We start from the raw sequence: 14,404 nt of genomic DNA, 5'->3' as shown, positions 1-14,404 counted from the left end.
GACCGCCTCATACGACCCCGTCGTATGAGGCGGTCTGTTTTGTGTACGGATTGTGTTGTGTGAGTTGTAATGCTGCGTTTGCCCAGGACGACATCTCGGGTAGTAGAGACGAAACGACGTCGAATCGCGGTCGGTGCGCCTGCGCGAGTGGGGAACTCGGGCACAGCAACCGACCAGTGATCGGCAATTCACGCGCGCAAACTGACGCTGCGGTTTTCTTTTCCGGACACTAATCGCCTACCGGTCGGTATGAATTCGGCGTTCGCTGTGTCGTTGCCACACGACGACCATTTTTCAACTCTCTTGGTGTCCAGTTCGATTCGATCTTGAAGCTACATCTGTCTGACCAGTAGATTCGCCAACTTCGCTACTGGACGCGAAATCTTTTCTCCTGATTCGATATTCACATCCGGCATGTGCCAGCTAACCTGAACGCGCTGTTTGGAAAACGACCGCGTCCACATGGTTGGTACGCCTGTGAGGCCGTGGTCACGGTGCGTTGACGGGATAGCAATGACTGTTGGCTTTGGCATGAGCATCGGCACAGTGAACTCCGTATGGGCGACCGCCGCCGGTGAACGTAACCGGCCCGCCGTACGGGTTCGCCGGACAGCCGTCACCTTCGACAGTGCGGGCGGGCCCCGCATCGGCGGCATTCCTCGATTCGCCCCGGTGGTCACCGATTTCGCCGATCTGACCACCGATCCGGATCCGGTCGTGATCAACGGGCGCATCTGGTCACCGGCCGATCTGGTGGCAGCGGTGGTGAACGGGCTGATCGAAACCAATGCGCCCGAAGCCCCCGCGGTGACCACCTATCCGGCCTGCTACACCGAGAAGCATGTGACCCGGCTGCGGCGCGCGCTGGACTGGTCCGGCGCGGCGGATGTGGCGCTCATGCCCGAACCGGTCGCGGCGGTGGAATGGCTCGACACCGAATACGGAATCTCCAGTGCCGGAATCACTCTCGTGTATGACCTGGGCGGCAACTGTCTCGACGTCGCCGTGGTGCGCACCGAGGCCGACCGCGAGGAGCGCGGCATTCTCGGTGTCGCCGAACGCTCCACCGAATTCGGCGGGCGGCCGCTCGGCGCGCTGCTGGCCCGGTACGCACGCAGTATCGCGCCCGGTGAGCATCAGCCGGTCTCGGCCGTGGTGCCCGCCGCGGATACGAATAGATTGCGCAGCTGGCACATTCGCAATTCACTACGGGTGGTGCGGTCCTGTGTGCACGGCGCCGGGCTCACCATGGACGATATCGACCGTGTACTGCTGATCGGCGGCGCGGCCCGGCCCATCGAAGTGGCCCGGGTGCTCGGCGATCTGGGCCGCCCCGTCATCATGTCTCCCGATCCGGCGCATACCGTCGCGGTCGGCGCGGCCCTGGCCGCATTCCGCTCCGCCGATACCGGCTCGGCCATCGGCCGCTACGCCCCGCGCGCCGCCGTATTCTCCGGCGCCGCAGTGGCTTCCGCGCTGGCCATGTCCGCCGCCACCGTCCTGGGCGGCACCGTCGCCGGGAGCACCGGCCTGCAAGCCCTGCCCGGACCCACCGATTCCGGCACCCGCGGCGCGGCCGATGTACTGCTCCTGGAAGACGCCACCGCCGCGCCCGGCGCGCCCAATCGGGTGCACATGGTGACCACCGCAGCGGCGATCAGCAATTACGCCCCGGCCGCGGCGACGGTCACGCCCGCCTGGTCCGGCGGCCGTCCGGTCGACACCCGTCCCGGATCGCACTGCGAAAGTCGCAGCGCCGCAAACTCTCTCACCTATGCCAATCCGGCGCAGTTCACCAACCCGCTGCCGTTCCTGGCGGCGCAGTCGCTGACCTCGCCCTTCGGTCTGGGGCAGATCCCCTCGATCAGCATGCCTCGCACGTTGCCCGGAGCACCCGGCACCGCGCCCGGAACAGCACCCGGCGCAACAACTCCCGGCACTCCGGGTGCACCCGCGACCCCCGGCTCGACGACCGGAGACCCCGCGAGCACCCCCGGTACCGCACCGGGCGGAACAGCGCCCGGCGGCACAACTCCGGGCAGCACGACCCCTGGCGGCACAACCCCCGGCGGCACGACTCCGGGCGGAACCACCCCTGGTGGCGGAACCTCTCCCGGCGAGAACGCGGGCGGCGGCAATGGCGGCCAAACCACCCCGGGCGGTTCCACCACGGGTCCCGGCGGCGAGACCACACCCGGCGGATCAACCACGGGTCCGGGCGGAGAAACCACCCCGGGCGGCAGCACCACGGGCGACCCCGCCGGTAGCGGATCAACCCCCGGCGGCACCACGGGCGGCGGAACGACGAGCCCCGGCGGCACCGCGGGCACCGGCGGAACACCCAGTGGCGGAACAACTTCCGGCGGCGGCGACACCTCGGGCGGTGGTGCCGGTGCGGGTACGGGTGGCGCCGGGGCCGGAGCCGGAACCGGTGGCTCGGGAGCCGGTGCTGGCGCTGGAACCGGTGCCGGAGCCGGTGGTGCGGGTGGCGGCGCAGGCGGAGCCGGAGCGGGAGCCGGTGGCAGCGCCGGAGCTGGAGCCGGTGGCAGCGCCGGAGCGGGCGGCGGTGGCGGAGCTGGTGCCGGTGGTGGTGCCGGAGCTGGCGGTGGCGCTGGCGCTGGTGCCGGTGGTGGTGCGGGCGCTGGCGGCGGTGCGGGTGCCGGAGCCGGCGGTGGCGCTGGAGCCGGTGGCGGCGCTGGTGCCGGAGCCGGTGGCGGCGGTGGCGCGAGTAGCGCAGGCGCAGGAGCTGGTTCCAGAGCCGGTGCCGGTGGCGCACAAGGCGGTTCACCCTCGGGCGGCGGCAGCCGCGCAGGCGGCGGTTCTCCCGGCGGCGGTGCGGGCGCCGGTGGTGGCATGGGCGGCGGCGGTATGGGCGGCGGCGGGGGAGCGGGCGGCGGAGGCGGCCACGGTGGCGGCGGAGGCGGCGGGGGTGGCGGCCATCGCTAACCCACAGCGCACGTACCGAACCGGCCCGCCCCAGGCTGCCATGGCGGTCGCGGAAGCATCGGGAGTGGCGGTCATCGCCGACTCGCGACGTACCCACTACGCCGATCGATTCGAGCCGGCGGTACGAGTGCCGGTGGCGGCCACAGTGACGGCGGGGGTGGCCGACGTCGCTAACCCACTGCTCGTCTACCGAACCGACTTGCCCCCTGCTGCGGGCGAGTTTGCCCCGGCGACGGTTCGCCCTGGGACGGTGTCGTGGGCGGTGGCTCCCGGAGCAGGGCGGGCGGCGGAAGATGCGGCGGCTTGGCGGCACGTGTGGCGGTCGTCGGCTGATTCACAGCTGTCGCGTTCGGGAGCGATTCGTCCGCTGGCGGAGCGGGATTCGGGGCGGCGCGGTTCCGCGCGGGAGTGTTTTGCCGGGGAGTGTGCGCATCGGGCTTGTGCGGCACAGCGATTCGCGCGGGCGTGGAGTGCCATCGAGATGCCTGGCCGTTCGAGCGGCGGCGATGATGCGGCGGGTGGACGTGCTGGCCACCGGCTGTCCGGCCGCATACCGCTGCTCGACGCGGCTCCGGGGGTGGCGGAGAGCGTCGGCCGCCACCTCCATGGGCTTGATATCGCGGTCGCCGTGTTGTCCGCCGGCGGCCGCGAAGACCAAGTCCCGCAATAGAAGACGGCGACGCGGGTGGGGTGAACCCCTCGAACACTCCACCGCGGCGTCGAGTACGACCGGCCCACCGCCGCGCTGTCAGTGCCCAGGGCGCGGTGGTGGGCGCGGTCGTGTCAGCGGGCGGTGAAACCGCCGTCGACGGACAGCACCGCACCGGTGATGAACGTCGTCTCATCGCTGAGCAGGTACGCGCAGAACGAGGCGATCTCCTCGGGCTGGGCGATGCGATTGAGCGGATGCAGGGCGGCGATGGCCGCCTCGCCCTCGGGGGTCGCGCCCATGGAGTTGCGGAACGCGGGGGTGTCCACCGCACCGGAAGCCAGGGCGTTCACCCGGACCTGCTTGGGCGCGCCCTCCAGCGCCACGGCGCGGGTCAGGCCGACGACGCCGTGCTTGGCCATGACATAGGGCGCGACCTGGGCCATGCCGACCTTGCCCAGATTCGAGGCGTTATTGAGGATCGCGCCGCCACCGGAGGCCGCGATCGCCGGAACCTGGTGGCGCAGACCGTAATACACCGAGGTGAGGTTGAGTTCCAGATCGGCGCGCCAGCTCGCCTCGTCGATGTCCTGGATATCGCCGAAGGCATTGATCGCGCCCGCGTTGTTGAAAGCCCCGTCCAGGCGGCCGAATTCGCTGACGGCGGCCTCGGTCAGGCGGGCCACATCGGCTTCGACGGTGACATCCGTGGGGATGAACAGGGCGCGGCCCCCGGTGGCGCGAATCTCCTCGGCGATGCGATCGCCGACCTCTTTGCCGCGCGCGCCCAGCACCACCGCGCCGCCTTCGGCGGCGATGCGGCGGGCAACGGCCGCGCCGATTCCGGAGGTGGCGCCGGTGATCAGAACAACCTTGGACTCGAAGCGTGCACCCATGATGACCATTCCTTTTGCGGTAGAACCGTTTTTGTTGACACGTCTAGTAAACGAGAAACGGCATACCTTGGCTGGCGGGAATCGGCCTTTGGGTTGATACGTCATGTAAATGCGCGGAGCCCCGCCCCGATCGGATCGCCGAGACCCGGTGGGCAGGTGCGGAAAGCGCGAGAACTCAGGCGGGAGCGAGCAATTCGGCCAACTCGTCCAGGCTGTTGACCACGACGCCGTACGAGGTCTGCGGCAGTTCCGAATGCAGATAACCCCACGGCCCACGCCGAATCAGCACCGGAATCATGCCGACCCCGTTCGCGGGCAGCACATCGTTGTCGACGCGATCGCCGACGTAGCAGACCTCGCCGAGTTCGACGCCCGCCACCTCGGCACACTTGTGGAAGAACTTCGGATCGGGCTTCTCCAGATCCCATTCGGCCGAGGTGTAGATGCCGTCCACCGGCAGGCTCATCCGCTCCAGCGCGGACTTCGCCTGCGGCGGTTGATTTCCGGCGATGATGACGGTCAATCCGCGCGCCTTCAACTCGCCCAGCGCCCGCCGCACATCCGGGTACAGATCATTGGCGTCGAAGTTATTGCGCAGGCTCTCCGGTTCATCGGTGGCCCAGCTGACCTGTTCGCGATCGAGATCCACCCCGGGCAGCAGCAGTTCGAACGCGTCGGTGAGCGGTCGCCCCGTCGCCGCCATACCACCGATCACCCCGAGCAGCGCGAACCGCGGAATCCCGAGCCGGTCCGCCCATCGGCTCCAGATCCGGGTCTCGTCGATCAGCGTCTCGCCCACATCGAACACCACTGCCTTGATCATCGGACCAGCTTATCGGGCGCGCGAACACCCCACGCCGGAGAACCCGATGCGGGGTCGAGAGCTCAGCGCTGCGCGTTGACGACCCCGATGCCGGTCGCGGTCCACCAGCACACCTGCGACACCACCCCGGTCGCCACACCCCATGCGAGCAGCCGCCCGGTGAGCGGTGCGTCCCCGCGCGCCCGCAGTCGCCGAGCCAGGGCGGCGGCCTGAATCCCGTTGAGTGTCAACACAAGCACCATCACCAACTTGGTCCGAGTCATGGACGACGCGAGATTCGGCTCCAGCACACACCCGCTACCGACCAGTCCGGCCAGCCCCGCCCAAATCGGCGCATGCAGCCGATTCATCCCCCGCAACATCTCACTCAGCGTGACCCGCCCGATCGCCCAGCGCAGCGCGTACGAATCCGCGATCAACACCGCCCCGAACCCCACCGCCAACGAAGCGAGATGAACGGACAACCCCCAGAAATGCACCTCCGGACTGATCCGCGCATGCCCCGCGATCCACACCGCCCCCGCCAGCACCCCGGTGGCCAACACCGCGTACCCACAGAACGCCTGCCAGGAATCCCGTCCCCGCGCGGTAGCGCGCCCAACGCCGATCTCTCCGAGCATGCCCAAACCTTCCACTAACTTAGGAAAGCCTAAACTATTCGCGGCGCAAATCCGAACTCGTCCGAATGACCATTCGGCAGCGTCCGCGCCGAATCTGCGCTATACCTGTTGCGGGTGGATGTGTCTGGGTAGCATGCGAGCTGCTGTTATGAAATGAATTCTTTTCACAAGGAGCCCGCTCATGCGTCCCGTCCTCCGCGCCAGTGTCCTCACCCTGGGCATCGCCGCCGCCGCTCTCTCCGCCGCGACCGCCTCCGCCGAAATCCCCCTCGTCGACGCTCCCTCGGCCGACGTCTCGGTCACTCCCGGCACCACCAACCCCGCCCCGATCGCCAGCGACGACTACGCCATGTGCTCCAAGTCCTCCGGCTCCGCGGGCCACTTCCTCGCCTGCATGTAGCAGGACCGCGGCACCCTCGACCGTGGGAACGGACCGCGCCGAGCCCACATCGAGCCGATTCGCCTACCTGCCCGCAGGTTGCCCGCGCCCCGCTTGAATCGCCTGTGCGCCAGCCGATCCGGCACACCCGCGAATCCGCACGGATTCGACCGACCGGCTGAGTGCTATCGATGAGAGCATGATGGCCGCTCTGCGACACGATCCGATCAGGCGGAGAGGGTGAGTGCGGTTGTCGCCGCCGCTGCGTAGCGATCGCAGATGGTATCGATCAGGAGCGGATGAGCGCCGATGACTTCGGCGTGTGGCAGCTGAGCGGCGGCTGCGGAGAGCCGGTCGGTGAGGAGGCCGGGGGCGAGGAACCACGGGGCCACCAGGATCTGGTCCGCGCCGCGGGCGCGCAGGCGGGATTGTGCCTCGGTGATGCTGGGTTCGGTTGTGGCGAAGCAGATTTCGGTATCCCAGCCGGTGAGGGCCGTAAGGTCGCGCGCTACCTGTCCGGTGCGTGCGTTCGCCGTCGCGGAGGATGATCCCACCGCCGCCACGGCAATGCCTACGCGTCCCACGGGATCGGCGCCGAGCCGATCCAGGGCACGGTCGCGCAGGGCGGTGATCAATCGTGGGTCCGGGCCCAGCACGTCGGCTTGGGTCAGGCGTAGTCGGGGATGGCGGCTGCGGGCTGCCGCCAGCATTCCGGGGAGATCCACTCGGGCGTGGAATGCTTTGCCGAGCAGGAGGGGGACCACTACCGCGTGTGAATGGCCTTCGGCGGCAATGGCGTCCACGACCTGGTCGACCGAGGGGGCGTTCAGATCCAGGAAGGCCAGGCGTACATCCACGTCGGGGCGGGCCGCCGCGAGTTGTTCGACGACCGCGTACATGGTCGCGGCCGAGCGCGGGTCGCGGCTGCCGTGCGCGACAGCGATCAGGGCGGGGCGCATCCCGCTGGTCCTGGTCAGGCCGAGCGGCCGCGTGCTCGCCGACGGTCGCACCTGTGCGCTCGCCGAAGATGTTGCTCCGCTGGAGGTTTCCGCCGTCGCGGGGTACTCGGCGGCATCGAGCGAGGTCACGCCTGCCGATCCCGGCCGAATCGTGGTGTGGCGGAGGGTGACCGGGAGCGGCGCGGTCGAGAACGCGCCGCTGCCGGGCGAACTCATGTCAGGCTCCGGCTTCCGTGCCGACCTCGACCTTGGTCAGGGCGTCGCCGACCAGGCCCGCGGCGAGGGTGTTGCCGCCCGCCGGGTCGATGAGCAGGAAGCTGCCGGTGTAGCGGTTGACGCTGTAGTCGTCGGCCGCGATCGGGTCGGCGACCCGGATCGAGATGCGGCCGATATCGTTGAGCGCCAGCGTTTCCGGGGCCGGATCCGCGGACAGGTGCTGTTCGTCGAAACGCTCGATGAGCGCGCCGACGATGGCCTGCGTGGTGCGGGTGCCGTGCTTGAGCAGCAGCCGGGCGCCGGGGCGCAGCGGCTTGTCGCCGAGCCAGCAGACCGTCGCGTCGAAGGATTCGATCGGTTCGGGGGCATCGTCGGCGGCCACGATGGTGTCACCGCGCGAGACGTCGACATCATTGGCCAGCACCAGGGTGACGCTGCGGCCGGGCTGTGCGGAGGCGAGTTCACCATTGGGGGTGTCGATGCGCTCGACGGTGGTGCGGGTGCCGGACGGCAGCACCACGACCTCATCGCCCTTGCGCACGGTGCCCGCCGCGACCTGGCCCGCATAACCGCGGTAATCCGGGTATTCGGCCGTGCGGGGCCGGATCACGTACTGCACGGGGAAGCGCAGACCCACCTCGTGGCGAGTGCTGTCGGCATCCACCGGCACCGATTCCAGATGCTCGATGAGCGAGGGCCCGGTGTAGTACGGCGTCTTGTCCGACCGCGAGGCGACGTTGTCACCGTGCAGCGCGGACACCGGAATCTCCACCACATCCTCGGCCGCCCAGCCCAATTTGGCTGTCAGCTCCGAGAATTCGGTGACGATGCGCGCGAAGACACCGGCCGGATCATCGACCAGGTCGATCTTGTTCACGGCCAGCACCAGCTTCGGCACACCCAGCAGCGCCATCACCGCGGCATGCCGCCGGGTCTGCTCGATAACACCCTTGCGGGCGTCCACCAGCAGAATCACCAGCTGCGCGGTCGACGCCCCGGACACCGTGTTCCGGGTGTACTGCACATGTCCGGGGGTGTCGGCGAGCACGAAAGACCGTGCGGGCGTGGCGAAGTAGCGGTACGCCACATCGATGGTGATGCCCTGCTCGCGCTCGGCGCGCAAGCCGTCCACCAGCAGCGACAGGTCCGGCGTCGCCAGACCCTTGTCGACCGAGGCGCGGGTGACCGCGTCGATCTGGTCCGCCAGCACCGATTTCGTGTCGTACAGCAACCGTCCGACCAGGGTGGACTTGCCGTCGTCGACACTGCCGGCGGTGGCCAGTCTGAGTAGGTCGGACATCAGAAGTAACCCTCTCGTTTACGGTCTTCCATGGCGGCCTCGGAGACGCGGTCGTCGCCGCGGGTCGCGCCGCGTTCGGTGAGCCGGGAGGCGGCGACCTCGGCGAGAATCGCCGCATTGTCGGCCGCATCGGAAATGATTGCGCCGGTGGTGGATCCGTCGCCGACGGTGCGGTAGCGCACCGACTTCACCGACAGCTCCTCACCTTCGGCCGGGCCGCCCCAGACGCCGGGGGTCATCCACATGCCGTCGCGCTGGTACACCGGGCGCTCATGCGCGTAGTAGATGTTCGCCAGTTCCACGTTCTCGCGGGCGATGTAGCGCCAGATATCCAGCTCGGTCCAGTTGGAGATCGGGAACACGCGCACGTGCTCGCCCGGAGCGTGCCTGCCGTTGTACAGGTTCCACAGTTCGGGCCGCTGCCGCTTGGGATCCCAGCGCCCGAACGCGTCGCGCAGCGAGAAGATGCGCTCCTTGGCGCGCGAACGCTCCTCATCGCGGCGGCCGCCGCCGAAGACCGCGTCGAAGCGGTTCTCGTTGATGGCGTCCAGCAGCGGCACGGTCTGCAGCGGATTGCGGATGCCGTCCGGGCGTTCGGTGAGCCGCCCGTCCGCGAGGTATTCCTCGACGGACGCGACATGCAAACGCAGCCCGTACTTCTCGACCACGTGATCGCGGAATTCGAGGACCTCGGGCAGATTGTGCCCGGTGTCCACGTGCAGCAGCGCGAACGGCAGCTTGGCGGGCCAGAAGGCCTTGAGCGCCAGGTGCAGCAGGACGGTGGAGTCCTTACCGCCGGAGAACAGGATCACCGGCCGTTCGAACTCGCCCGCGACCTCGCGGAAGATGTGGATGGACTCGGACTCCAGCGCGGCAAGAGTGTCGAATTCCGTCTCTGTTGAAGTCATGAGGCGTGCAACCCGCATTCGGTCTTGGCGAGGCCGGCCCAGCGGCCGCTTCGCGGATCGGATCCCGGTTCCGGCTTCCGTGTGCACGGAGCGCAACCGATGGACGGATATCCCTCTTCCACAAGGGGATTGACGAGGATGCCATTGGCTTCGATGTACGCGGCCATCTCTTCGTCGGACCAGGCGGCAATCGGATTGATCTTCACCAGGCCGAAGCCCTCGTCATAGGAGATCAAGGGCGCGTTGGCGCGGGTGGGGGCCTCCACCCGGCGGATGCCGGTGACCCAGGCGTTGTACGGGGTCAGCGACTTGGTCAGCGGCACCACCTTGCGCAGGCGGCAGCATTCGGCGGCGTCACGGGCGAACAGGTCCTTGCCGAGCAGCTGATCCTGTTCGGCGACAGTGTTTTCCGGCTGCACATTGACGATATTCACGCCGTACACCAGTTCCACGGCGTCACGCGTGCCGATGGTCTCGGCGAAGTGGTAGCCGGTATCGAGGAACAGCACGTCCACGCCGGGTCGCACCTGCGAGGCCAGCTGCACCAGCACCGCGTCCTGCATATTGGACGCGACAATGTAATTGGAGCCGAAGGTCTTCTCGGTCCACTGCAGCAGATCCTGCGCGGTGGCGTTCGGGCCCAGGTCCTGATTGCCCTGCTCCGCGAGCGCGCGCAGGTCTGCTTCGGCGAGTTTCGTTGTGGTCATTGCTGTTTCCTCCAACTACCGCAGGTCTGCCTCTTCGGCGCGGACAGCCCACACCGCGAAACGCTCACCCTCGTCACGGTTCTTGACGAAGTTGCGTACGACGCGCTCGATGTAATCGCCGAGCTCGGTGCTGGTCACCTTGTGCTGGCGCAGTTTCCGGCCGAAGCCGCTGTCGAGTCCGAGGCTGCCTCCGAGGTGAACCTGGAAGCCCTCGATCTGATTCCCTGCGCCGTCGTCGACGAGCATGCCCTTGAAACCGATATCGGCGATCTGCGAACGACCGCAGGAGTTGGGGCAGCCGTTGATGTTCACCGTGATGGGCACATCGAGATCGGCGTTGATATCGGCGAGGCGGGTCTCCAGCTCGGGAGCCAGCACCTGGGACCGCTTGCGGGTTTCGGTGAAGGACAGCTTGCAGAACTCGATACCACTGCACGCCAGCAGGTTTCGCCGCCAATGCGACGGACGCCCGTGCAGGCCGAGCGGCTTGAGCTCGTCGATGAGCCATTCGACCTTGTCGTCGGGGACGTCCAGGACGATCAGCTTCTGGTACGGGGTGAACCGAATCCGGTCCGAGCCGATGGATTCCACCGCGTCGGCGACCTTCTGCAGGATGGTGCCCGAGACACGACCGGCGATGGGGGAGAAACCGATGGCGTTCAAGCCATTACGCAGCTTCTGCACACCGATGTGATCGATCGGGCGTTCCGGCTTCTCCGGCGCGGGACCGTCGATCAACTTGCGCTTGAGGTACTCGGTCTCGAGCACTTCGCGGAACTTCTCCACGCCCCAGTCCTTGACCAGGAACTTGATCCGCGCCTTGGTGCGCAGGCGGCGGTAACCGTAGTCGCGGTACAGCGAGACGACCGCTTCCCACACATCCGGCACCTCGTCCAGGGGCACCCACGCGCCCAGGCGCTGCGCCAGCATCGGATTGGTGGACAGGCCGCCGCCGACCCAAAGGTCAAGTCCCGGACCGTGTTCGGGATGTTCGACACCGACGAACGCGATGTCGTTGATCTCGTGCACCACATCCTGCTGGCCCGAGATGGCGGTCTTGAACTTGCGCGGCAGGTTGGAGTATTCCTTCTTGCCGATGTACCGCTTGACGATCTCGTCGATGGCGGGGGTCGGATCGAGCACCTCACCGAACGATTCCCCGGCCAGCGGGGAGCCGAGCACCACGCGCGGGCAGTCGCCGCACGCCTCGGTGGTCTGCAGGCCGACCTCTTCGAGCCGCCGCCAGATCTCCGGCACGTTCTCGATCTCGATCCAGTGGTACTGCACGTTCTCGCGGTCGGACAGATCCGCGGTATCGCGGCCGAACTCGGTGGAAATCTGTCCGAGCGTGCGCAATTGGCGCACATTGAGCGCGCCGGCGTCGCAGCGCACCCGCATCATGAAGTACTCGGCCTCGAGCAGATCGATGTTCTCGTCACCGGTGAAGGTGCCGTCGTAGCCCTGTTCGCGCTGGGTGTACAGACCCCACCAGCGCATGCGGCCGCGCAGATCGCTCTTGTCGATGGAGGCGAAACCCTGCTTCGAGTAGATGTTCTCGATGCGCGCGCGCACGTTGAGCGGGTTGTCGTCCTTCTTGCTCTGCTCGTTCGCGTTCAGCGGCTCGCGATAGCCGAGCGCCCACTGTCCCTCCGACTTGCGCCGCACCGGCTTACCGGTGCGCTCACGCGGCGCGACGGGCGCGTCCGAGCGGGGGCGGTCCGGCCGGACGCGGCGTTCGGCGGCGGGCCGTTCGGGGCGTGCGGGACGAGCGGATTCGGAACTGTCGGCGTCGGTGCTCGACGTCATGGGGGTCGCTCCTGAAGGTCTTGCGGGCAGGCGAGAGGGGCTGACTCACGCCTCCGATATCAGCGAACCGGTGAGTTCGACGCCGCAGAATTGGCGTCGATCCGGGTAAGGGGGGAGCCGATCTACCGGAGGCTTCCGGCCAGACAGCTCGCGCTGCAGACACGCTTGAAGTCGACGTGGCGCCGGGCCACGAGTCGCACTCCAAGTTCCGTCATGGAGCTTATTGTGCCATGTCAGATGGGTTGTTCCGACCGTCCGCCGATATTTTCCGGACTTTGGAGGGAAATCCCCTGGTAGGCGCACCCGGTTTGTGACAACAGTCATAGATCGCCGCGTTATCGATCTTGGACGGTTGACCTTCACCGCACTCGAGGTTCGAAACTGGACCCATGAGCACCGTAGAACTCGACACCGCGGCCGAGACCGCAGCCATCCACGCCGTCGTCGCCCAGGTCGCCGCCGCACAGCGCGCCGAGGACGCCGACGCCTTCCTCGCCCTCTTCCACCCCGACGCCATCTGGACCACCGGCCACGGCAAATTCCTCAACGGGCGCGACGAGATCGCCGAATTCACCCGCGCGGTGCTCCCCGGCGCGACCAAGGACGGCTACGCCACCTACGAGCCGTTCTTCATCCGCTTCGTCCGCCCCGATGTCGCCGTGGTCAAGGTCCGCCAGCAGTACCTCACCCACAATGACGAACTCGTCTCCGAAGGCACCCCGCTCTACGGCCTTACCAAGGAGGACGGCCGCTGGCTGCTCACCTTCTGCCAGAACACCCCGGTCGTTGACCACTGAGATGTAGCGCGGCTCAGGCGCGGTGCCCGGGCGCGTGCGGTGTGAGCTGGGCTACCGGTCACACTGGAGAGGTGAATTCCGTCGGTGTCGCCCCAACCGTTTCCGCAGATCAGCCTTCGCTGGAGCTGCGGGACTTCGGGGGCGGGCCGTTCGGGATCTATATCCACGTGCCGTTCTGTGCGACGCGGTGCGGGTACTGCGATTTCAATACCTATACGGCGGGGGAGCTGGGTACTTCGGCGTCGCCGCAGTCCTGGTTCGAGGCACTGCGTGGGGAATTGGCAACTGCTGCTGAGCAATTCGCGGCTTTTCCCAGTGCGATGCCGCCCGTGGAGACGATCTTCGTTGGCGGGGGCACGCCCTCGCTGCTCGGCGGGGACGGGCTCGCGAATGTGCTGACCGCTATTCGGGACAACTTCACGCTCGCGCCGGGGGCCGAGGTGACCACCGAGTCGAATCCGGAATCGACCTCGCCGGAGTTCTTCGCCAGACTCTTGGACGGTGGCTTCACCAGGATCTCGCTGGGCATGCAGTCCGCGGCCGCGCATGTGCTGAAGGTGCTGGACCGCACGCACACTCCGGGGCGAGCGGTTGCCGCCGCGCAGGAGGCGCGGGCGGCCGGGTTCGAGCACGTCAATCTGGATTTGATCTATGGCACGCCGGGGGAGACGGACGCTGATCTCGATGCCAGCTTGGACGCGGTGCTCACCGCCGGGGTCGATCACGTCTCCGCCTACTCGCTGATCGTCGAGGACGGCACGGCGCTGGCTCGCCGGGTGCGTCGTGGTGAACTGCCCGCACCCGATGACGATGTCCTCGCCGCCCGCTACGAACGCATCGATTCGCGCCTCGAAGCCGCCGGTCTGGGCTGGTACGAGGTCTCCAATTGGGCCGCGAACGATGCCGCGCGCTGCCGCCACAACCTCGGCTACTGGGACGGCGGCGATTGGCTCGGCGCGGGTCCGGGTGCGCACAGCCATATCGGCGGCGTCCGCTGGTGGAATGTGAAACACCCTGCGCGCTATGCGGATCGGGTCGCGCTCGGTGGTCTGCCCGCGGCCGGTTGGGAGCGGCTCACCGACTCCGAGCGCTACACCGAGCGGGTCATGCTCACCGCGCGCCTGCGCACCGGATTGCCGCTGGGCGATCTGGATGCCGATGGTGCGGCGGCGGCACAGCGCGTGGTGGCGGACGGTCTGGCCGAACTGCGCGCCGACCGGCTGGTGTTGACCGATCGCGGTCGCCTGCTGGCCGATGCCGTCGTCCGCACCCTGCTCACTTGATCGGCACGCGGCTCATTTGACTGTCGCGTTGCTCATTCGCGGGGCAGGCCCGTCGCGCGCTGTGCGCTCCGGTGCACCGGGCTCGCCGGGATCGCCGAACGCGGTCGCTGCCTCG

12 protein-coding genes are annotated in these 14,404 nt (G+C 67.9%); 4 read left to right on the top strand and 8 right to left on the bottom strand.

The annotated features are described in order from the left end of the window. Nucleotides 1-531: 531 nt before the first annotated feature. Nucleotides 532-2,946 carry an Hsp70 family protein gene (locus AB0L82_RS21070; RefSeq protein WP_364638587.1) on the top strand — a complete coding sequence of 805 codons (2,415 nt, stop codon included), beginning with the start codon at nt 532-534 and terminating at the stop codon, nt 2,944-2,946. Between the two features lie 783 nt (nt 2,947-3,729). Here the strand turns inward: AB0L82_RS21070 and AB0L82_RS21065 are convergent. The 3 genes from AB0L82_RS21065 to AB0L82_RS21055 all read right to left on the bottom strand — a co-directional run bounded on the left by AB0L82_RS21065 (nt 3,730) and on the right by AB0L82_RS21055 (nt 5,934). After that, on the bottom strand, nt 3,730-4,491 hold the full coding sequence (locus tag AB0L82_RS21065; protein WP_364638584.1) for a glucose 1-dehydrogenase: 762 nt from the start codon (nt 4,489-4,491) through the stop codon (nt 3,730-3,732). Between the two features lie 175 nt (nt 4,492-4,666). Further along, a complete protein-coding gene (locus AB0L82_RS21060; protein WP_364638581.1) occupies nt 4,667-5,314 on the bottom strand; it encodes an HAD family hydrolase in 648 nt (215 codons plus the stop codon). Between the two features lie 62 nt (nt 5,315-5,376). Next, nucleotides 5,377-5,934 (bottom strand): hypothetical protein, encoded by a 558-nt coding sequence (locus tag AB0L82_RS21055; RefSeq protein WP_364638578.1) that lies wholly within the window; start codon nt 5,932-5,934, stop codon nt 5,377-5,379. A gap of 181 nt (nt 5,935-6,115) precedes the next feature. Between AB0L82_RS21055 and AB0L82_RS21050 the strand changes: the two genes are divergently transcribed. Then, complete coding sequence (locus AB0L82_RS21050) at nt 6,116-6,334, top strand: hypothetical protein (RefSeq protein WP_364638575.1); 219 nt, start codon at nt 6,116-6,118, stop codon at nt 6,332-6,334. A 206-nt stretch (nt 6,335-6,540) separates the two neighbouring features. On the opposite strand, the gene AB0L82_RS21045 is transcribed toward AB0L82_RS21050, so the two are convergent. The 5 genes from AB0L82_RS21045 to AB0L82_RS21025 form a co-directional block, all read right to left on the bottom strand. After that, complete coding sequence (locus tag AB0L82_RS21045) at nt 6,541-7,272, bottom strand: sirohydrochlorin chelatase (protein WP_364640394.1); 732 nt, start codon at nt 7,270-7,272, stop codon at nt 6,541-6,543. A gap of 217 nt (nt 7,273-7,489) precedes the next feature. After that, complete coding sequence (locus tag AB0L82_RS21040; protein ID WP_364638572.1) at nt 7,490-8,788, bottom strand: GTP-binding protein; 1,299 nt, start codon at nt 8,786-8,788, stop codon at nt 7,490-7,492. After that, the gene (gene cysD, locus AB0L82_RS21035; protein WP_364638569.1) at nt 8,788-9,696 is read right to left on the bottom strand and encodes a sulfate adenylyltransferase subunit CysD; all 909 of its coding nucleotides are present in this window, start codon (nt 9,694-9,696) and stop codon (nt 8,788-8,790) included. Before cysD ends, AB0L82_RS21040 begins: the two co-directional genes overlap by 1 nt. Then, nucleotides 9,693-10,403 (bottom strand): phosphoadenylyl-sulfate reductase, encoded by a 711-nt coding sequence (locus tag AB0L82_RS21030; protein WP_364638566.1) that lies wholly within the window; start codon nt 10,401-10,403, stop codon nt 9,693-9,695. The genes cysD and AB0L82_RS21030 overlap by 4 nt, the downstream gene beginning before the upstream one ends. A gap of 15 nt (nt 10,404-10,418) precedes the next feature. Continuing rightward, nucleotides 10,419-12,209 carry a nitrite/sulfite reductase gene (locus tag AB0L82_RS21025; protein WP_364638563.1) on the bottom strand — a complete coding sequence of 597 codons (1,791 nt, stop codon included), beginning with the start codon at nt 12,207-12,209 and terminating at the stop codon, nt 10,419-10,421. Between the two features lie 389 nt (nt 12,210-12,598). Between AB0L82_RS21025 and AB0L82_RS21020 the strand changes: the two genes are divergently transcribed. After that, the gene (locus tag AB0L82_RS21020) at nt 12,599-13,006 is read left to right on the top strand and encodes an SgcJ/EcaC family oxidoreductase (RefSeq protein ID WP_364638560.1); all 408 of its coding nucleotides are present in this window, start codon (nt 12,599-12,601) and stop codon (nt 13,004-13,006) included. Between the two features lie 119 nt (nt 13,007-13,125). Then, complete coding sequence (gene hemW / locus AB0L82_RS21015) at nt 13,126-14,289, top strand: radical SAM family heme chaperone HemW (RefSeq protein WP_364640391.1); 1,164 nt, start codon at nt 13,126-13,128, stop codon at nt 14,287-14,289. Nucleotides 14,290-14,404 lie beyond the last annotated feature (115 nt).

It is taken from the genome of Nocardia sp. NPDC052001 (assembly GCF_040680615.1).
Classification (GTDB): Bacteria; Actinomycetota; Actinomycetes; order Mycobacteriales; family Mycobacteriaceae; genus Nocardia.
The sequence above is the reverse complement of the archived record's forward strand: the minus strand, read 5'-3'. Positions and strand labels throughout refer to the sequence as shown.